Annotated in this window: 18 protein-coding genes; 7 read left to right on the top strand and 11 right to left on the bottom strand. The window is 42.3% G+C overall.

Annotation, left to right across the window (positions count from 1 at the left end; all coding sequences use genetic code 11):
- Positions 1-328: 328 nt before the first annotated feature.
- The 5 genes from CDC37_RS14465 to surE all read right to left on the bottom strand — a co-directional run bounded on the left by CDC37_RS14465 (position 329) and on the right by surE (position 5884).
- Entirely contained in the window at positions 329-1324 is a 996-nt protein-coding gene (locus CDC37_RS14465) for a hypothetical protein (RefSeq protein WP_096622645.1), read from the bottom strand.
- A 62-nt stretch (positions 1325-1386) separates the two neighbouring features.
- Positions 1387-2295: an AAA family ATPase gene (locus CDC37_RS14460; RefSeq protein ID WP_096622644.1), complete on the bottom strand. Its 909-nt coding sequence runs from the start codon at positions 2293-2295 to the stop codon at positions 1387-1389.
- Positions 2296-2483: 188 nt separating this feature from the next.
- A complete protein-coding gene (locus CDC37_RS14455) occupies positions 2484-3473 on the bottom strand; it encodes a bifunctional riboflavin kinase/FAD synthetase (protein ID WP_172892786.1) in 990 nt (329 codons plus the stop codon).
- 181 nt (positions 3474-3654) lie between these two features.
- Positions 3655-4560 (bottom strand): MBL fold metallo-hydrolase, encoded by a 906-nt coding sequence (locus CDC37_RS14450; RefSeq protein WP_096622642.1) that lies wholly within the window; start codon positions 4558-4560, stop codon positions 3655-3657.
- A gap of 529 nt (positions 4561-5089) precedes the next feature.
- Positions 5090-5884, bottom strand: coding sequence for a 5'/3'-nucleotidase SurE (gene surE, locus CDC37_RS14445; RefSeq protein ID WP_096622641.1), 795 nt, complete (start codon positions 5882-5884; stop codon positions 5090-5092).
- Positions 5885-6284: 400 nt separating this feature from the next.
- Between surE and pheS the strand changes: the two genes are divergently transcribed.
- Positions 6285-7289 (top strand): phenylalanine--tRNA ligase subunit alpha, encoded by a 1005-nt coding sequence (gene pheS, locus CDC37_RS14440; protein ID WP_096622640.1) that lies wholly within the window; start codon positions 6285-6287, stop codon positions 7287-7289.
- Between the two features lie 421 nt (positions 7290-7710).
- On the opposite strand, the gene CDC37_RS14435 is transcribed toward pheS, so the two are convergent.
- On the bottom strand, positions 7711-8130 hold the full coding sequence (locus tag CDC37_RS14435; protein WP_096622639.1) for a pentapeptide repeat-containing protein: 420 nt from the start codon (positions 8128-8130) through the stop codon (positions 7711-7713).
- Positions 8131-8251: 121 nt separating this feature from the next.
- Entirely contained in the window at positions 8252-8674 is a 423-nt protein-coding gene (locus tag CDC37_RS14430; RefSeq protein ID WP_096622638.1) for an ArsI/CadI family heavy metal resistance metalloenzyme, read from the bottom strand.
- A gap of 98 nt (positions 8675-8772) precedes the next feature.
- Between CDC37_RS14430 and CDC37_RS14425 the strand changes: the two genes are divergently transcribed.
- The 5 genes from CDC37_RS14425 to CDC37_RS14405 all read left to right on the top strand — a co-directional run bounded on the left by CDC37_RS14425 (position 8773) and on the right by CDC37_RS14405 (position 14151).
- Positions 8773-9102, top strand: coding sequence for an ArsR/SmtB family transcription factor (locus tag CDC37_RS14425; protein WP_096622637.1), 330 nt, complete (start codon positions 8773-8775; stop codon positions 9100-9102).
- Positions 9099-9431, top strand: a complete 333-nt coding sequence (locus CDC37_RS14420; protein WP_096622636.1) for a cupin domain-containing protein — start codon at positions 9099-9101, stop codon at positions 9429-9431. Before CDC37_RS14425 ends, CDC37_RS14420 begins: the two co-directional genes overlap by 4 nt.
- Before the next feature lie 595 nt (positions 9432-10026).
- A complete protein-coding gene (locus CDC37_RS14415) occupies positions 10027-11340 on the top strand; it encodes an HlyD family efflux transporter periplasmic adaptor subunit (protein WP_096622635.1) in 1314 nt (437 codons plus the stop codon).
- 86 nt (positions 11341-11426) lie between these two features.
- Complete coding sequence (gene devC, locus CDC37_RS14410) at positions 11427-12587, top strand: ABC transporter permease DevC (RefSeq protein ID WP_096622634.1); 1161 nt, start codon at positions 11427-11429, stop codon at positions 12585-12587.
- 751 nt (positions 12588-13338) lie between these two features.
- The gene (locus CDC37_RS14405; RefSeq protein WP_096622633.1) at positions 13339-14151 is read left to right on the top strand and encodes a DevA family ABC transporter ATP-binding protein; all 813 of its coding nucleotides are present in this window, start codon (positions 13339-13341) and stop codon (positions 14149-14151) included.
- 256 nt (positions 14152-14407) lie between these two features.
- Here the strand turns inward: CDC37_RS14405 and CDC37_RS14400 are convergent, their stop codons facing one another.
- Genes CDC37_RS14400 through CDC37_RS14390 form a run of 3 tightly spaced genes read right to left on the bottom strand, consistent with a single transcriptional unit; the run spans position 14408 to position 17769 of the window.
- Entirely contained in the window at positions 14408-14836 is a 429-nt protein-coding gene (locus tag CDC37_RS14400; RefSeq protein ID WP_096622632.1) for an NUDIX hydrolase, read from the bottom strand.
- 14 nt (positions 14837-14850) lie between these two features.
- The gene (locus tag CDC37_RS14395) at positions 14851-15312 is read right to left on the bottom strand and encodes a DUF3531 family protein (RefSeq protein ID WP_096622631.1); all 462 of its coding nucleotides are present in this window, start codon (positions 15310-15312) and stop codon (positions 14851-14853) included.
- Positions 15313-15357: 45 nt separating this feature from the next.
- Entirely contained in the window at positions 15358-17769 is a 2412-nt protein-coding gene (locus CDC37_RS14390; protein ID WP_096622630.1) for a GH116 family glycosyl hydrolase, read from the bottom strand.
- Between the two features lie 249 nt (positions 17770-18018).
- On the opposite strand from CDC37_RS14390, the gene CDC37_RS24950 reads away from it, so the two are divergent.
- Positions 18019-18183 (top strand): hypothetical protein, encoded by a 165-nt coding sequence (locus CDC37_RS24950; protein ID WP_197707011.1) that lies wholly within the window; start codon positions 18019-18021, stop codon positions 18181-18183.
- Positions 18184-18325: 142 nt separating this feature from the next.
- On the opposite strand, the gene CDC37_RS14380 is transcribed toward CDC37_RS24950, so the two are convergent.
- Entirely contained in the window at positions 18326-21007 is a 2682-nt protein-coding gene (locus tag CDC37_RS14380; protein WP_172892785.1) for a CHAT domain-containing tetratricopeptide repeat protein, read from the bottom strand.
- Between the last annotated feature and the right edge of the window lie 50 nt (positions 21008-21057).

Below are 21057 nucleotides of genomic sequence, written 5' to 3'. Positions count from 1 at the left end.
ATTTGGTCATCGGTCTTATACCCATGCAGTTTTAAAGTTCATCGAACTTACATTTGATTATTAGGTCAAAAACAACAGCTTTACCATTCTGGTGCAGTCGGAATCAATATATTAAATAGTACAGGTTGGCTGAAATAAACCGAGTATTAACTTTTTATCTAGTGACCACGCGGAGCATGGGAGCGAGGGGAAAGGTAGGTATATTTATGCCGCGCGGTACTAGTGCGCGAAATTTAACTGGTGTCGTGAGTACATCATATTGCGATGAAACACAGGAATAGAAAGCAGCACAACTAGACTCTTAAAGTAAAATTGTTCTGGTTCAGATTCAAAAGGGGATTTCATCCTCTTCCTCCGCTTCCATAACAACCTTTGACCAAACCAATGCAAGATTCATCAAATAAAGAATAGCCCTGCTCCATTTGTCTGACTGGGTGAAATTAAAGGGAGGATGTGCGAAACGGTTGCGGATATGGTTCAATATATAAAGTATATTTATAGGTTTAATAGTTGGATCTGAGTTATCACTGAAAAATACATTTTCATCTTTGGCTCTTTTTATCAGCTCGATGAAGTCTACACGATCATCCTCATCTTTAAGAAACTTGCTAAGATGTTTTTTGAGAAACTCGTGAGTTTCGTTGACAAAATCAGCCGGACGGCTAAGAGGGTGATGTTTACTTACCCATTGGCGAAATAACCGCTCTTCCTTGCCAACTGTGAGACAAGCAAGTTCAATGAGTGCTTTTTCGAGCAACTCTTTTTCTTTAGGCTCATCCAAATTCAGAAATTTGGGAAAAACTTCATCTGCTTCAGTTTTAACTATCTGTTGTATTGGCTGCTTAAACTTAGTGAGTGTATTAGAAGTTGCTTCCTGATTGACACGTAATTCTTCGAGTATGAGGTTTTGCTTTGCGGAGGTATCACGAAGTGACTCAATCATCACTCGAATTTGTTCAAGCTCACTGAAAATATTGCCTCGATTCCCACCTATGACACCATTAAAAGGAATTTCTTCGAGAAACTGACTGTCAAATTCACCGTTATCTGGTTCATTAACGGGTGTGTTGATTCCAACAGGAGGCTCTGTTCTTGGTCGTTGGATATTGAAGTGATCGGCATCTCTCTGAAACTCTACAACTAGGGCTTCGTAGGTTGCGAAATTTTTAGGGTAAACCCAAGCCGTTCGATTTCCGTCCCATTGTCTTCCAACAATTTTCTTTGCCCGATTTCGGTCTTGGGGATGGATGCGAACCAGAAAATGTGTATTATCCTCAAAAACTTCGATCGGACCATGCTTTCCATTAAGAGTATATTCATTCATATTGAATAAAAATATTAGAACTCTATTTGTAGGGTTCTCAAATTCATGGAGATTTTCACGTCTCAAGGAATTGCCACAGTACGCAACAACCTATCAATAATGTGATGCGATCGCCTACCGCTTGCGGGTATAATTCGATGTCCGAGGACGTGGGGGACAAGGAATTTAACATCATCGGGTGTGGCATAATCGCGACCATCGATGAATGCTAGAGCTTGGGTGGCTTTTTGCAGTGCGACTGTACCCCTGGGACTAACTCCAAGGGTGATTTCTTCGTCCTGACGGGTGGAGCGGACTAAATCTAAAATATACTGTTGTAAACTGGGTTCTAGCTTGACTTGGCTGCATTCTTGCTGTAACTGTTCCACTTCAGCTAGGGTAATACAGGGTTGAATTTCCGCGAGATTAATTCCCTGTTGTTGGCGTTGTAGCATTTGTAACTCTTCTGCTGCCGAGGGATAGCCCAAGCTTAAAGTTAACATGAACCGATCCATTTGGGCTTCTGGGAGGGGAAAGGTACCTTGATATTCGACAGGGTTTTGGGTAGCGATCGCAAAAAATGGATGGGGTACGGGACGGGATACACCATCGACTGTCACCTGGTGTTCTTCCATCACTTCCAATAATGCGGATTGGGTGCGGGGTGTTGCACGGTTGATCTCGTCTGCGAGCAAGACATTGCTAAAAACAGGTCCTGCCATAAAGCTAAATTCCCCGGTTTTGGGATTCCAAATATTTGTACCTGTAATATCGGTTGGTAATAAATCAGGTGTACATTGTAAACGTTGGAATTTACCATCAATTGAGCGAGCTAAGGATTTTGCTAGGAGGGTTTTACCAACACCGGGAACATCTTCGAGTAAGGCATGTCCCCCCCCAATTAAGGCGACTAAAACTAGTCGAATTGCCTCGTTTTTACCAACAATAGTTCGATTTAAATTTTCTATTAAAGCGTTAATTTTGTCTGTCATTGGGATTTTGGATTTTGGATTTTAGATGTTACTGAATAAAAAATATGAATTAAAAATTTTACGTCACGTAGAGACGATTTTGGTTGGAATACAAAATGTAATAGATAAGGGCAAAAACAGGTGTCTTGCCCTTTGTTTACTTCTTGAGTCCTATCTTTAGTGTTCCCCAGTCCAGCCAAAATTAACACTTAACAGTGAAAAAAATTCTGAGCAATTACACAATCTGCTTGAATCTGGCTTTTTAATGCATCTAGGGAGGGAAATTTCTGTTCTGGACGGATAAATTTTTCCAGATAGACGCAGATTTTTTCACCGTATAAATCCTGATGCCAATCAAATATATGTACTTCCACCGTGAGATTTTCACCCGCAACCGTGGGACGTGTACCGATATTCATCACACCATATTTGACTGCATCGCTAGCACCAATAGTAATTCTGACTGCGTAAACACCCGTTTTTGGCAAAAATTTATCTGGAGGTAATTGCAGATTGGCGGTGGGAAAGCCGATGGTACGTCCTAATTGTTTTCCCTGGATAACTTGTCCTGTTAAAGTATAGGAGCGTCCCAATAGATGATTAGCACATTGGATATCTCCTTGGGCTAATGCATCACGAATCCGGGAGGTACTAACTCGTCCATCCCCATCCCCAGAAGAGGATATATCTGAATGGCTATGGGTTTCTAAACAAATAATTTCCACCGGAATAGAAAATTTAGCCGCGATCGCTCGTAAATCTTTGGCAGTACCTGTCCTTTTGGCTCCAAACCGAAAATCTGCACCGACACTGATACGAACAGCACACAATTGCTCGACTAAAATTCTTTCCACAAAGTCTTCGGGTGCAAGGGCAGATAATTCACGGTCAAATGGCAAAAGTACCAATTGATCAACATGGAGTGACTGGAGATATTGAACCTTTTCCTCTAGGGGAGTTAACAATGCACGGGGTGTACCACTAAAAAATTCCTGCGGGTGTGGGTGAAAAGTGACAACTGTGGCATAGGTAGGACTGCTTGTGGTGAAATCGCGATGCTGGATAATTGAGTCAATTACCCGTTGATGTCCGCGATGGACACCATCAAATTTTCCTAGGGCGATCGCAGTTGGAGTTCGAGCTAGCTGAGTTGAAGATGTAACCCACACAGAACACCCATTTGATGACAGATTTGGCACGTCGAGTTTGGGATTTGGTTTTGCTACGTGAACTGTAAGCGCGTGGAGGATTGATTGACATCACGGTTAAGCTGAAGACTTTGGCTTCCATCGTCACCGGAATTGACAAATTACCAAAAAACGCGCTCCATCACCAATCTAATCTAAAATCGCCAATCACTTCGATGACTATCGTTACGTGTTACGCCGAAAATTGACCGACGTGACTCGCGGTCAAATTCTGTGCCGCAACATGTGAAACCGCAACTTCCAACTTCATCCCTTCTTTGGCCATTACCGCACCGGGGAACTTTTCGGCAGCTTGCATACCAACGTTGTCTAGGAAGTCGTCATCATGGGCTGGGTCGTGGTGAAATATAACTAGGGTTTTTACGTTCGCTGCTTGGGCTACTTTGACCGCTTCTTGCCAAGTTGAATGTCCCCAACCGATTTTTGGCGATTTCGGAGAATAATATTCCTCATCCGTATAGGTGGAATCATAAATCAATACATCCGCATCCCTCGCCAACCATAAGACATTCTCATCCAACCTGTCGGGAAAATGTTCGGTATCGGTGACATATACGGCTGCACCTCCCCGCCAATTGACGCGATAGCCCACTGCTTCCCCAGGATGATTCAGGGGGGCTGTTTCTACGACAATATCATTGATTTGGATTGAATGCCCTGGGATGACATGGTGAAAGTCTAAATCCGCTTGCATAATTTGCAACGGAACCGGAAAATTCGGATGCAACATTTGGTCATTCAGCCTTTGCTCCACCGTTGATCCATCCGGTGCGATCGCTCCATAGATGTCGAAATGATTCCCTTTGACAAATCCTGGCGTAAAAAAAGGAAATCCCTGCATGTGATCCCAATGGGAATGGGTAAAGAAAATATGAGCAGTAGTTGGCATTTGCCGCATTAGGGATTGCCCTAAAACGTGCAGTCCTGTTCCACCATCAAATATTAAGCGCTCACCTCCTGCTCGCATCTCTACGCATGGAGTATTACCACCGTAACGCACGGTGTTTTGTCCTGGGCAAGGTATACTACCACGAACGCCCCAAAAATGCACAGTAAATTTAGTTTCGTTCCTAGACATGGGTTTGGCTCGCAAAGACTGAGCGGGCGATTTTTACAAAAAAATTACTTATTTTGTCTAGTGTATGCTGTAATGCCATCAATGCTAGATGAGTAAATATACTGATAAAGTCGTAAACCTTGAATACATGAACTCGCCACCGAATCTGGGAACTCCAGCATTACAGAATTATTAACCAATTGTATAACTAAACAAATCAGTAACTATTACGACCATTATTTATTTATAGCCTATATTTTCTAACCCTGCATCTTGTATTTATGCCCGTGATTATCCCAATTTGACAATCGGTCATACTTGGAGTAATCAAGCACTAAATACGACTGTTTATATCAGTCATAATACTGAAATTATTACAGGCCAACAGCCCCATCTTCCCTAGGGAAATAGGGACATTTTCCTAATCAAACAATATCCGATTACTGCCAAGTAAGTCAGCAAAAATAAACATAACTATATAACAAGCGAGGTAATTTAGCTTGACCTCGCTTCTAAATCGGAAACAGGGAACAGTAGTCAATCAACTCCCCTACAAATCTATCCGCCAATCAGATAAATCATGAATTCCGCCTGTGTAGGTTAAATTATATTGCAATGGTGTAATACTAATGTAGTTATCACGAATCACATGAACATCAATGGGTACATCAGGAGGTAAATTTAAACTAGCAGGTGGTTCCACATCCTCTAAAACCTCCCCAGTCAGCCAGTAATAGGTTTTACCGCGAGGGTCAGTACGGCGGTCGAAAACATCGATATAGCGACGTACACCTTGACGGGTGATTTTGACTCCAGCCAACTCTGGATAGGAAACTGGTGGGACGTTAACATTCAACAACATTAAATTAGGTATAGGTGTTTGAGCTAGTTGAGTAACTAGGACTTTAGCGAAATTAGCAGCTGGTTGGAAATCCGTATGGGTATGGCTAGTTAAACTCAAGGCAATACTGGGAATTCCTTCGATTAATCCTTCCATTGCGGCGGAAACAGTACCAGAATAAAGGATTTCCGTTCCCACGTTAGCACCCTGATTAATACCAGATAGAACCAAATCGGGGGGAGAATCCAATAAAGCCCACAAAGCTAACTTGACGCAATCAGAAGGTGTGCCATCACAAGCCCAAGCACGAATTGATTCGTCAAACACGGATTCAATAATTTCTGCCCGAATTGGTTGGTGTAAAGTTAAACCATGACCGGTCGCTGAACGTTCTCGATCTGGAGCAACGACGGTAACTTGGTGGCCAGCCTTTGCCAAGGTATTAGCGAGGGTACGAATACCAGGAGCAAGAATTCCATCGTCATTGCTGATCAGTAATTTCATAGGTTGGGAGGATAGCAATTTTCAATATCTTTAAATAATATTACTATTGCCGATTCAGAGTATCCTTGCTGGTAAATAGGGAGTGGGGAGTCGGAAGTTGGGAGCAAGGTTCTGGTTGTGTACAAAAGTTCTCTAGGATAACGCTGCATCCGTAGGGTAATCCCAAATCCACAGACCCACGTAGTGTGATTTCCCTAGGAAAATCCAAAATCCATAGACGCGTTGGCGAAAGCCATGCCTTTAGGCTAGCGGATCGACCGAAGGGTAATCCAAAATCCAAAATCTTATAGAGCAAAAAGTCCTGTCGCACTCTAAACTGATATGCATAGCCGCACAAAATCTGAGCGACAAACCCAAAAATTAAATTTAAGTTAAAGACGATTATTAGAACCAAACTCCCATGAGCAATCAATTAAGTAATTTAGAGGCTCAACTTGAAGCTCTCCGTCATGAAGGTGAAAATGCGATCGCGGCTGCGGATAACCTGGAACGTCTCGAAGAACTGCGAGTTAGTTATCTCGGCAAAAAAGGACAATTGTCTGTGTTATTGGGAGGAATGGGCAAATTACCTGCCGAAGAACGTCCGAAAATTGGTGCGATCGCTAACACCGTTAAGGAGGCTTTACAAACTGGTATCGAAAAACAACGCCACAATTTGGAAGCAGCAAAAATTCAAGCCCAATTGGAATCGGAAACCATTGATGTGACTATGCCGGGGGAATATCGACCCCAAGGGAATATCCACCCCCTCAACGGTATTATTGACCGCACTTTGGATATTTTTGTCGGTCTGGGTTACACTGTTGCCGCCGGGCCGGAAATGGAGAGTGATTATTATAACTTTGAAGCTTTGAATACTCCCCCTGACCACCCTGCCCGCGATATGCAGGATACCTTTTATTTATCCGATGGCAATTTACTACGTACCCACACATCATCAGTGCAAATTCGCTACATGGAACAGGAAGAACCACCGATTCGGGTGGTGGCTCCGGGACGGGTCTATCGTCGGGATACGGTGGATGCAACCCACTCGGCTGTATTCCATCAAATTGAATTGTTAGCGGTAGATGAGGGTTTAACTTTTACTGACCTTAAAGGTACGATTAAAGTCTTTTTGAATGAGATGTTTGGTGATTTACCTATTCGTTTTCGTGCTAGTTATTTCCCCTTTACCGAACCCAGCGCTGAAGTTGATTTACAATGGAATGGACGCTGGTTAGAGGTCATGGGATGTGGGATGGTAGACCCCAATGTTCTCAAAACTGTTGGTTATGACCCGGAAGTTTACACTGGCTTTGCTGCTGGGTTCGGTGTCGAACGTTTTGCGATGGTTCTGCACCAAATTGATGATATTCGCCGTCTTTACAATAGCGATTTACGATTTTTACGACAGTTTCATTAGTCTTTACCTGGATTTTTCATGAATCCCTCAAACTTTCAGGGAGTAGGGAGGGGGGAATCGGGAGTAGTAATACCGTTTGACATTGAAGTTGATACATTTAGGAGAGTAGGCCCCCATTTCTCACAAAACCCTAAAACTGATAGGGAGTAGTCCGTGACGGGAGTAGAAGGAAAATCAATCCGTTACTCAGGGCTTACAACTTACTCATAGTAGCCGCTCTAGCGCCTTTATTTTTCGAGGCTAGAGCTACTACTACAAACCCTGTATTTTTCAGTTATCAGACCACTAGCTGGAAAAAATGAATGCGATGGATGGGTATTTAAATCGTCAGGGTAATCTAAAATCCAGAATCCATAGACGCGCGTAGCGCGGATCGACCGAAGAGTAATCTAATGGTATTATTTGCGATCGCAGTTGCCAATTAGGCGTAAACTGTGCCGTCTGGCATAATCGCCCCATCCCAAGTCGAACCACTTAAATATGCACCATATAAATTTGCTTTCACTAATTCCGCCGCAGTTAAGTCCGCATCGACTAAATCAGTCATTTTTAACTGCGCACCAGTTAAAACTGCTCCGGTCAACTTGGCTTCAAATAAGTTTGCTCCACTCAAGTTGGCTTGACTGAGATTTGCACCGGTTAAATTGGCACGGACTAAGGAAGCTTCTGTTAAGTTTGCACCAATTAAGGTCGCATGACTCAAATCTGCTTCACAAAATGAAGCCCCATAAAAGTCTGCCCCACTCAAATCAATGCCATTTAAATATAAACCGATTAAATTCACACCACGAAAATTTCTTTCCCCTGCCTGATAGCGGCTCAAAAGTTCCTCAATGCTCATTTTTTGTCAGACTAAAATAAAAATTGTTTATTACTAGCCTGACGGGAAGATGATTATTTAACAGTTTTTTACGTTACTTCCGTTTGCAAGTAAAAAGCTCAAAATAATCTAAATCGAAAATTTAACATTGCCCCTGACAACAAACCTCTGATGTCTGCTCCTGTTCATCATCAAAGCTAGCTGCATCCGCCAAAACTGTGTAAATCTCCCAATCGGCTCCATCCGGGTCTTTTAACCATATTTTGTCTTGTAAGGCATAGCAACAGGTTGTTTGGGCTTCAGGTCGCACCGAGAGGTCTATTTTCTGCAAGCGATCGCTGGCTTGAAAAACTTGCTCCGATGAATCTACCTCAACCCCCAAGTGATTTAAACTACCTGCTGCATCCGGATTTTCCATTAAGACCAACTTTAACGGTGGCTCCGCGATCGCAAAGTTTGCATAGCCAGGGCGACGTTTCACTGGTTCTGTCCCAAATAGCTTGCTGTAGAAGTCTACCGCCACATCAATATTACTGACGTTCAGCGCTAATTGAATCCGAGACATATTTTTGATGTTCCTTATATGGATTTAACTCAATATTTAAATATTTAAATATATTGATATTGTGGTAAAAGATATTGATGTATGTCAATATAGGAAGTATGAATTTATCTAAACCGATAGTGAGTTGCTGTTCTCCCTTGTTAACGGGTCGTCTGACACCAGAAGAAGCGACCCAGTTAGCAGCAATTTTTCGTGTGTTAAGTGAATCGGTACGCTTACAGATGTTAAGTTTGATTGCAGCCCAGCCGAATCGGGAAGTATGTGCGTGTGAATTAGTAGAACCGTTAGGGCTTTCCCAACCCACGGTTAGTCACCATTTGAAAATCATGCATGAAAATGGTTTACTGGAACGGGAACGAAGAGGTACGTGGATTTACTATCGACTGGTTCCGGAAAAATTAGCCATGTTGCGAGACTGTTTAACATGAAATTTACATCCCTTCATGATTTAGCCAGTGAATCCGTAGTTCACAACCCAGCAATCAAGAAAAAAGTGATGTTGCGTAGGGGAGACTTACCGCATCTGACGAATTTTTCCCAAGCGAGATTTGCTCCTGGACAGTCAGCCCCATCCCATGCTCATGATGACATGTATGAGGTGTTTTTTGTGGAATCAGGAAGCGGGAAAATTTGCATTGATGGTGAAGATTATCCGTTATTACCAGGGAACTGTGTTGCTGTGGAACCAGGGGAATTTCACGAGGTGAGGAACGATGGAGAGGAGGAATTGATTCTCACCTATTTTGGTTTACAGTAACCCAAGTTGCTAGTACCCGCCAACCATTTCCCTAATTCCCATGCTCCGCGTGGGAACTCAATCAGGATTTCTCACGAGTAATTTGTAAGCCTTGAGTAACGGATTGATTTTCCTTCTACTCCCGTCACGGACTATTCCCTGTAAGTTTTAGGGTTTTGTGAGAAATGCTGGTCAAGGGTGTGAATGACTACCCAGAGCATAGTCACCAGATAACATGGTCTAGATATATCCGCCAACTTGTACAGATAAATTCAGAAATGAAAGAGGATTGCTACATTATTTTGTTTGTAATGAGCAAACCTACATAAACAAGAAGATTAATATTCACAATATAAACTCAATTAGTTGGGGAATTTGAGAGATTATCCAGCAACTAAACCCATTTTTGCACTTTCCTGTATCTGCCGAGATTTCTGGATCAAAGTCTCGGAGGTTGTTTTAAAAGTCGTCTTTAATAAGTGGTTGATAAAGTATTTATTGACACTTGGCAAACATCCTCTCAAAAAAATATCAAAAATGACCCAGAATCGGGAGGCAAAAATACTTTACCCATCAAGGAATTATGAAATCGAAAATGGTCTAAGGGGAAGATTAAATGACAAGACCAGGAGAAGAACAAAAAACGGGTGGAGACTCTTTGCGACCAGAGATTTCATGGGGTGTAGCGATAATTGTACCCCTAATTATTACGGCTGCGGTGTTAGGAATTTCTCGATTACAACAAACGCAAACAAATAATAATCCACCCCAAATTCGCACATTTACTGGAGATACGGTGAATGTTTTAGGACGACTGGAACCACGGGGAGAAGTGATTCGTTTATCCGCTCCTGCGGGTGGTTTGCAGGGTGCATCGCGGGTTGAACAGGTGATTGTCAAGGAGGGAGAACTAGTCAAAGCAGGACAAATTATTGCCATTCTCGATAACTTTGCTGGGAACCAAGCGGCTCTTGAACAAGCTAAATCACGGTTAAAAGAGTCACGTGCTAGCCTAGCAAATATACGGGCAAGTACACCACGGGATATAGAAGCTCAAGAAGCCGTGGTCAAGCGGTTAGAAGCGCAATTACAGAGCGATCGCGTGGCTTCACAAGCAACGGTGAATCGTTTGCAAGCGGAAATAGAAGGACAACAAAAAGCCCTGCGAGCAAGTGTTTCTCGGTTAGCAGCTGAAGCACGCAACGCTCAAATAGACTCCCGTCGTTACGAAAAGTTATTTTATCGTGGTGCAATTTCCGAACAAGAACGCGATCGCCGAGTATTAGGAGCGCGCACAAGTACGGAACAATTGAATGAGGGAATAGCGAACCGTCGGCAGACCATTGAGACCTTAGAGCAGCAATTAAAGGAAGCACGTGCGAACCAGCAAAAAACCCTAACCACTCTCAAGCGTCAACTGGACGAAGAGCGATCGCGTTTAGATAAGTTGCGCAATGTTAGCCCTAACGAAATCAAAGTAGCTGAAGCACAGGTTAGTAATGCGATCGCCAATGTACGCAAAGCGGAAGCGGATTTAAATCTCAGTTATGTTAAAGCTCCCTTTGCAGGCGAGATTATTAAAATAAATACTAAAGCTGGGGAAAATATTGGTACTAATGGAGTCGCAGAAATCGGTCGAACCGACGAAATGACCGTCATTGCCGAAGTTCCAGAGGACAGCATCAATCGTATCCGACTGGGACAAAGAGCTGCCGTAACTAGCGATAGCAATGCATTTACCGGTTCTTTAACTGGTACAGTTACCGAAATCGGTCGCAAAATTGGTAGACGGGAAGTTCTCAACAACGACCCCGCAGCAGATGTAGAAGCGAGGGTTGTAGAAGTTACCATCAGCCTTACCCGCGAAGACAGTGAACGAGTTTCCGGTTTAACCTTTGCTCGAGTCTCCGTAGAAATTGACACAAATTAGACAAGGAGCAACAGGAGGCAGAATAAAAAATTTACATTTACTTCCCCTGCATCCCCCGCTCCCCCTGCTCACCCTTCTCCCCCAGGATGTTCAACTTTAATAAAATTCCCCTAGCTTGGTTACAACTGACACGCGAACGCACGCGTTTACTAGTTGCATTAGCAGGGATAGCCTTTGCTGATATTTTGATGTTCATGCAACTTGGATTTCAAGATTCTTTATATTTTAGTAATGTGCGTTTTCATACCAGTTTAGATGCAGATTTGGTGATGATTAGTAGCCAATCGACATCTTTGATTGCGATGGAATCTTTTTCTCAACGTCGTTTGTTTCAAGCTTTAGATGTGAATGGTGTGGCTTCGGTGCATCCAATTTATATTGATTTTAATACCTTTAGAAATCCGGTGACGGGTATTCCTCGTAATATTTTAGTGTATGGCTTTAATCCCGAAAGTAATATCTTTAATTTAGCTGGTGTACAGGCAAATTTAGACCGGATTAAAATTCAAGATACGATTTTATATGATAGTGCGTCCCGTACTGAATTTGGACCGATTGCTGAAAATTTTCGTCGCGGTACTTTACCTCCTGTCCGGGTTGGTCGTCGGTCGGTACGGGTGGTGGGATTATTTGAGTTGGGAGCTTCCTTTGGTGCAGATGGAAATTTAATTACTAGTGATACTAATTTTTTAAGGTTGTTTATTGGTCGCTCTCAAGGGTTAATTGAATTAGGGGCGATTCGTTTACGTCCTGGTGCAAATCCCCAACGGGTTGTTCGTGAATTACGGAATTATTTAAATCCGGATGTTAGGGTATTAACAAAACAGGGATATATCGATTTTGAACGGGATTTTTGGGCAGATAATACAGCTATTGGCTTTATTTTTACCTTGGGTACGGCGATGGGTTTTATTGTCGGGATTGTGATTGTGTACCAAATTTTATATACGGAAGTGGCAGATAATTTGGCAGAATATGCCACTCTGAAAGCCATTGGTTATACTCAAAATTATTTATTAAATGTGATTTTACAAGAAGCTTTTTTACTAGCCATCTGGGGATATATACCGGGTATTATTTTTACTTTATTTCTCTATGAGCAAACCCGGATTGCCACCTTGCTACCGATTTTTATGACTGTAGAAAGGGGCATATTAGTTTTGGTATTAACAATACTGATGTGTTTTATTTCGGGTGCGATCGCTGTCCGCAAGTTACGCTCGGCTGAACCGGCGGATATCTTTTGATGATTCAATTAAGAAGTAATGTACAAAACTAGTAGGTTATACCATTTCACTCAAATGTTGATACATTTTCTTCCCCTGCTTCCCATCAAGTATCAACTCCAAGGTAAAAGGGTATTACTGCACATTTTCTTGATGGCACATTCTCAATTTTTAGCTACAATTATAACTAATTATTTTCCCAAATAATTTTGATGGGTAAAATCCTGTTTATATCCAGTTTACTCGATTTGGAAAACAAATATTTATAAATAGCAATAATAGTTACATTATCTATTCTCTTCAGGTTCTAAATTAATAAAAGCGACTGTCTAAAAATTAGTTAGAGCATTGGAAATGAATTTGCATAAAAGTTTCTATAAATAATCCTATTACCAGTTAAAGCGAATTTTATTTAGTTGATAAGACATGATGATGATTGTTGATAAAGATATTCAAAATAGTTAGATATATTTATGAATATAGCGTTTCCGAATCCTATAGAATATACCCCACTCGCCCAATAGAACATCCTTTCCACAATGGGGAGGGTTATTCGGCAATTTATTGGAGTTTGAAAGTCTATAAGCAAGATTTTCTTTTTATCTCAAATCTCATCTATACATCTAAAAAATCTATCTAATTTTACCAATTTGAAAAAAGAATAGGATAGACGGAAAAATGAACTCCTAATACAACAAAGAGTCCCCAATCCAAAATCCGAAACCTCAAATAGTATTCTCTCCACTAAAGTAATCACTAGTAAAAAATCACTATGCTTGGAAGTGAACCCGTAATTTCTATCACTAATCTAAATCATTATTATGGACGAGGTTCGTTACGTCGGCAAATATTATATGATATCAACTTTGATATTTATCCTGGTGAAATTGTGATTATGACAGGACCATCTGGTTCTGGAAAAACCACTCTACTTAGCCTAATCGGGGGATTACGTTCCGTCCAAGAAGGGAGCTTAAAATTTCTCGATCGCGAATTATATCGAGCTAGTCAACGTAAATTAGTACAAATTCGTCGTAGTATTGGCTTTATCTTTCAAGCCCATAATTTACTCAGTTTTCTGACTGCGCGTCAAAACGTGCAAATGGCAGTCGAATTAAACGAACATATTTCCCAATCAGAAGCGATCGCGCGTGCAGAAGCCATGTTACGTGCAGTCGGATTAGGAGCGCAAATCAATTCCTTCCCCGATAATCTCTCTGGGGGACAAAAACAAAGAATTGCGATCGCCCGTGCTTTGGTTAATAATCCCCCCCTAGTCCTTGCTGATGAACCAACCGCAGCTTTAGACCGACAATCTGGACGGGATGTGGTGGAATTAATGCAACGTCTAGCAAAGGAAAAAGGGACATCAATTTTATTAGTCACCCACGACACCAGGATTTTAGATATTGCCGACCGCATCGTCAATATGGAAGACGGAATTCTCATGTATGACGAAGAAAGACCAATACGGCAAATTTCCTCTTCTCCTTCTGCACCCGTTACCAGTTACGAACCAGAATTTTCCCATCCCACTAACTCCCATTCCCATCTGGAAAATAAACGCGCTGGAATCGATTTATAAGTAGGGTCTGGGGAAAAAGTCTTTTCGTAAGGGTCGAGAACAGGGAGTCGTGGGAAACTCAACCTGTTACCCAGAGGATGTTGGTCAAGTATTAATTATCACTATTTTGACTATCATCATGACTCTGGACATGGGGTTATAAAGCTGATTTTTCCTTTGAGAGTACAGACGCGACATGTCGCGTCTCTTCCTATTCCCAAAAACGATAATTCAAGTATAAAAAATGACTTTTCAAACAACCTCTCAAAATGCAGGTTTATAAATACTGAAGAACAGATTCAGGAACCAGACGTAATTCCCCAGACTTACAACGATTTATATCCACCCAAACTGCCGTTTTTTTCCGTTCTCCTTCCCAAAATTCAAACCGTTCGGATTGATAAAACTTTGGGTCAACAAAATCACACATATACAACTGAATGATTTCATGACCGGGTTTACCATTGTAGGTAAAAATATTTTCTAAACATCCCAGATAACGGATATTTTTTAACTCCGCTTGGATTTCTTCTTGGAACTCTCGTTGTAAAGCAGCAAAACTAGTTTCCCCAAAATCGATACCCCCTCCCAGAGCGCGATAGAAATAACTGGACTTGCTAGGGTCATACCCTTCAGAGACAAATATTCGATCACCATCACGAATAATCCCTAATGCGATCGCGCGAATTTTTCCTTCTTCATACATAGCTATTCTCCTAATTAGTTTTCTTCATAGTCATAAAGGGACAGGGGACGGGAATCGCTATCTTCAATTGGCCAATCCTCGTTTTCACCGCCAATATAAAGTTCTTCAATCACCACGTATTCTTGGCTGAGTTGACTGAGAGCGTTAATCAAGACATCAAGCGCGATCGCATCGGATGTTCCTAAATCAAACCAACATCTAGCCCAAGTTCCTTCATATTCAAATTCCCCCATATTGTGCATTAAGGCTTTGAGACTTTGTTCGTAACCCTCCTGCTCATAGTTCATATAACTTAACTCGGAGCCAGTTTCTTGTACCTGCATGTTTTCGGCGTTAAACCCTCCTAATTTCCCTAAATAAAACCAGGAGTCAAATACTTCCTCTACATATTGACGTTCATGGGTAGAAGGAACTGTACTAAATTTGAGCCAAATCCACACATCAAAGGGATTAAATTCACGAAACTGAACTATCATCTCGCGTCCACAAAACCCGACAATAGTCCATCATACATTCCTTGTTTAGGCTTGTTGTAGAATTTGTTGATAAATAGCCCAAATTGCCATTGCTCGGAGGTAGGTGCTAGCGCGGAATGTACCCACCGATGTAATTGCTTCCGGGGTGCGAAATTGTAATCCGTTGTTGTAAATTTGCTTGACTACGGTTTCGGTAATTTCCATTGCTTCGGCTTTCATCCCCATTTGTACCATGAAGGCTGCTAAACCAAAATTTATCCCTGTCCAAACTTCCAGGGGATGGGTCGCATTGGGGTTTTCTGCGGAACCATCGGGACGTAAACCGTTGGCAACTCCGAATTCACCATTGTGGAAGTTACGATAGCAAGCTGTATAAATTGTTTTTAGGGTTGAGAGGATACACTCTTGGGGAACTATGTCTGCCAATCCTAATAAACGGGCATAAAATTGACCACAGAGTTGGTCTGCCATAACCACATCGGAACCACTATTACTATCAAGTCGGTAATACTGACCGTTCCAGAGTTTTTCGTGATATCTTGGTAATGCTTGATGCAGCCAGGATTGCCAGATTGCTGACTGTTGGGAAAGTTGCTCTGGATCAATATCTGTAGTGGCCACTTGGAGAATAGTAGCGATCGCGATCGCACTTTGGAGGGCTGCTAACCATAATCCGCCACAGTAGGCGCTAATACCGGATAAACGCCAATCATCAAAGGTTTGGTCGGGTGCGCCGGAGTTTTCGGGGATACCGTCCCCATCGAGGTCAAAGGTTTTCAGGTAATCCAGGGTTTCCACGATGGCAGGCCAGCAGGTGATTAAAAATTCAAAGTCATGGCCGCCAGTGTAGAGGAAATCACGGTAAACCTGGAGGACAAAATCGCTACCCAGGTCTTTCCACAGGTTACAGTCTTGGTAGGCGGTGTAATTGGTTTTTTCCCACACATGTTCGTTGGGCGCGCCTAAATCGTGGGGTGTTGCCCCTTTGACTTTACGGGGGGCTTGGGGACTTTCCGCACCGATGGTATAGTAGTAACCAATTACACGGGTGGTGGGGTCTTCATGGGGAATTGCCCTAGCAAAGGCGCGGATAACGGCTTTTTCTAATTCTGGAAATAGCATCAACAGGGCAAAGGAGCCATACAACCGCACATCTAAGCTTTCATACCAGCGATAATCCAAACATTCTAAAACCGCAAATTGACCGATGGGGTCCCGTTCACTAGCTGCACTCCAGAGGGTTCCCCCCGCCGTTAAGTCGTATAATTCGTTGAACAGGGCCATTTTGAACCAGTTAGGTAAATCACCACGGTTGAGGAGGGGTTGTTGCCAAGCGATAATTTGCTCTCGCCATTGTTGATACTCCTTCAACCCTGTAGAAGCGATCGCCCATCCACTGCGTCCACTTTTACCAAAAAAGTCCGTGTATCTGCGGTAGTATTTTACTCCTTGAGCAAATTCGGTGATGGGGAAGTTCCAACTCAAGATAAATGGGATTTCCAGACTTTCCCCTGGTTGGAGGGTAAATTTAACAGCGATCGCGGCTGCCACCTGTTCGTTAGCATCGGCTGGTGTAGCATCTAAAGTTTGACCGAGGTTGCCATCAAAGGCAAACTTTTCCCAGATATCCCGGCCATTACCGACGGGATTCCAACGTGTATGGTAGGAAACTTCCAGATTTTCCCCTTTCGGTACGGCGATACACCATTCCCCCTCCCCTTCCTCACTGGGGATAGTTACTCCTTTACGGGCGAGGACACAACCCAAATGTTCCGGATTTTCCACTATATAATTGTAATTATCTTGACTTTCGCCTATCCGGGGTTGGTATTCGTACACCGGACTCCCGTCATCCCGCAGTTTGACCTGGGGAGATTTGGAAGCATTGGTAAACCAACCTGTGAGATTTTGCCAAGTTAGCATAATACTCAAGGTAAGGGGTGCATCGGTGGGATTTTCCACATACCAAGCAAACACAGCCACTGGATAACTGGATTCCTGGTAATTATCTGCCCAAATCGGGGAAAATTGCTCACAGGTTAAATTAGCTGCAAATACCCCCTCATACACAAACCAACTGCGGGGGTACAAAGCATGGTACGTACCCTGGGAATTCGCTGGATACCACTTCCAAGCCGATAAAATGTCATCTTCCGGAGGTTGGGTCGATAAGGCATAGGCTTGGGAATATTCCGTATTGGCTTCAAAGACACTAAATTGACAGCTAGGAATCGATTTGAACACATGTTCCCCACCATCAATATGCCACAAATTAAAATCACCTCGATGCGATCGCCCAATACATCCTGCACCAAATCCACCTAAAGGCATTCCTGTATAGGGACCATCATCAATATTACTGGCATAGCGCACTTGATAGGGTTTTTCCCAACCAACACCAATACCACGACTCCAGGTACAAGCTACAGGAATGTTTGCAGAGGATGATTTTTTCATATTTTCGTTCGTCGCATCGATTTACGCTCAAAAAGCCTAACGTGAGTCAGGATTTTTCTCAAGTCGTTTTTTCGACAAAAATAAAAATCCGGTCTTCCCGCTCCTTTAGTTACAACATGGTCGTGTTTTACGGAAGCGATGTACTTGCTAGGTCGATATGGTGGGTGGTCGGTACAGCAGGAATTATGGGGTTACATTGCTGATCAGATCCTTGTGCTTTATTTCAATGGCAAAGATGAGCTAATCAGAATGCAAGTATTGATGGAGCAGTATCGAGATTTACTAATGGATTTAGCAGATGCATCCCTAGTCGCAGCCGCTGAAACTCTCAATCAAAAACGAATTTTTACCCTTGATCGAGATTTTCAGGTTTACCGTTTACAAGGGGATCAACCCTTTGATGTTGTTCCTTAAACGCGGACTTGCAGTTGACAAGGGCTAATGATGACTATTAATTTTAATTATTAGTACTTATGGACTTGTGAGCGCTAGGGGGCAGAATATGGGTTTTACCAGAACCCATGAAAAACCTTCTTTCCTCCTCACCCTCTACAATTCATCGCCATTCCCCCTGCAAGGAAAAAGCCCCCCAATAGAAAGGACTACGCCATTGGGGATTTTCCCACAACCGACGTTGAGCTATTTGTAAAGCTTGGGTAGGAGTCTTTTTCTCCTTGAACATCTGGCGATAAAACTCCTCCATTAACACTGCTGTCCCCGCATCACTAACTTGCCATGAGGACACCAAAACCCGTGCAGCTCCAGCATACATTAATCCCCGCGTTAACCCGACTAAACCCTCCCCACTAACATTTTTTCCTAATCCTGTTTCACAGGCACTCAATACAATTAATTCTGCGGGATAATCCTGATTAAATAAATCCCCTAAACGCAGATACCCCGGAATTTGATTCCCTTGCGGGTCTAACAGGGATAAAACGATTCCCGATAATTCCGGTTGCTGTTCATTTACAAATCCGTGGGTAGCAAAATGTAAAATTCGATACTGATTTAAGTTTTTGCTGGTTGCCAGATTGTAATTGGCATCAAAACCGAAGGCAGATAGGGTTTGATCTCCTGGAACCATGTTTAAAATCGCCTTGGCTTCCTGTTGTGTACCAGGTAATCGATCCCAGCCATTCCGGTTTAAGGTTTTGGCAGAACGTTGTAGGGCAGTACGTTCCAGTTCTAGTTCCGGTGCTAGGGGATTATTGCCGGGTTTTCCAGTCAACCGTTCATCATTATGATTGTACACTGGGTCAGCGATAATTGCGATCGCCTTTGGTGCGGGTCGGCGTTGAGCAAGTTGACGACGTTTAATGGCGATGGTGGAAGCGGAGGGTAACTTTGCTATTTCGTGATTTAACATTAGGGGTTGGTATTCACTAGACCGATTCCGAGGATCAGGTAGGGTAGCAAAGGGGATATTTTGCAGGATACCATCGGCGACGATTATTAAACGTTTGCCAGCTAATTTGTCGGCAACGGGTGCTAGTATAATATCACTTAGTTTTTTCCCCGTACCCATTGCCAAATCATTTGCGGTAGTAGCCTGGGATAATTGAGTGTGAAATTGTTGGGCAATGTTTTCAATTTCCTCTGCTTTGGGAAGTTCGTAGCTAGTCAGGGAGTTGGTTGTGACTAACCATAAATAACTGCGGTTTTTACCGAGGGAATATTGGAGTAAAACTGTATCTTGATCTAGTTGTTTTTGGATTTCTGGTAATTTTAAAATTGTTTGGGGATTGGTTAATTCTCTCCGTTCGGGATTTTGTTGATTGATTTGGGTTTGTAAAGCTTTTTGTTGTTGGATAATCTCGTTAATCTTATTTTCTGTGGCTTTAATTATTTCTGGGTCTGGTTGGGGTTGATTTTGGTATTCTCCTAATAGCTTTTCTTGTATCTGTCGCTGATTCTGTAGGGATTTTTCCTGTGCCAATAAACTTGGGGGAATATTTTTAGTTAACCGGACATTTGCCTGGGCTAATAATTCAATTAAACTCCTGGCACGGGAACGTTCACTTATATGTAAAGCTAATGCATCATAACCCCTTTGAGGTTGTTGTTGATGGAGACGCATTAACAAATCAATATACAGGTTATAGGTATGTTGTTGAGTCGCAAAATAGGAGGTACGCAAGTCCTCATGATTAATTTTTGTCCGTAAATCTTCGATAATTGCTATCGCCTTTTCCACATTCTGAATAGCCGCTTGTAAATTACCGCGATCGCGTTCCACAAAACCAATATTATTCAAAGTAGTCGCTTCCCCACTTCTATCACCGACAGAACGATATAAAGGTAAAGCTTGACGATAAAAATTCAGAGCTTTTTCTGGCTGTTTAAGTTCATCAAAAACCCGACCCATCCCCACAAGAATATTTGCCTCTTCCCGTTTGCGACCCCCTTGACGAAACAAAGGTAAAGCCGTTTCAAAGGATTTTAAAGCCTCTTGCGGTTGACGTTGTTCTAAATAAATTGCACCAATATTCAGTAAAACAGTCCCCTCTCCCACCCGATCCTCAACTTGACGACGCAGAGACAAAGATTGACGGAAATATTCTAAAGCCTTGTTAAAATCAGCTAAATCACTATAGGCTTGACCAAGATTATTCAAAACCACCGCCACACTAGTTTGCTTATTAATCGCTTTAAACAAAGGTAAAGCCTGATTGTAATAGGTAATAGCCCTTTCTTTATCGCCTAAATCTGCATATAATAAACCAAAGTTACTTAAAGTTGTCCCTTCCCCATCCTTATCCTTAACTTGTCGATACACAGGTAGAGCTTGATGATAATATTCCAAAGCTGTTTGCTTTTCACCTAACTGGGAATAAATCAAACCCAAATTATTCAAAATATTTCCTTTCCATCCCCGTTCCCCAGTAGCTTCCGCTAAGGGTAAAGCTTGATTATAATACTCAATCGCCCTCTGGGTATCCCCAAAATCCCCATAAATTTTACCAATCGTAGCCAAACAGAGCATTTGTCCCTGCTGATGATTCTGTTGTCGAAAGATAACCAGGGCTTCTTGGAACTTTTGTCGAGCTTGTTGCCGAGATTTAACCGTATTCTGTTGAAATAAATTTAACCCTTCCTGACTTAATTGAGTCGCTTTACGTAAAGCGATAACAGAAGATTCATCAAGTTGTTGCGCGATTTTTAAAGAATTAGTTGTCGCAGTTGCTGGTAAGTAATGAGTAATAGAAAATACAGCAATGAAAGAGATGAAACTCAAGAACTTTCTCTGTAAAATCATCAATCTTTACCCAGAAAAAATAACATCAT

The sequence above is a fragment of the Calothrix sp. NIES-3974 genome, assembly GCF_002368395.1.
Lineage (GTDB): Bacteria > Cyanobacteriota > Cyanobacteriia > Cyanobacteriales > Nostocaceae > NIES-3974.
This window is presented reverse-complemented; position numbering and strand designations above follow the sequence as displayed.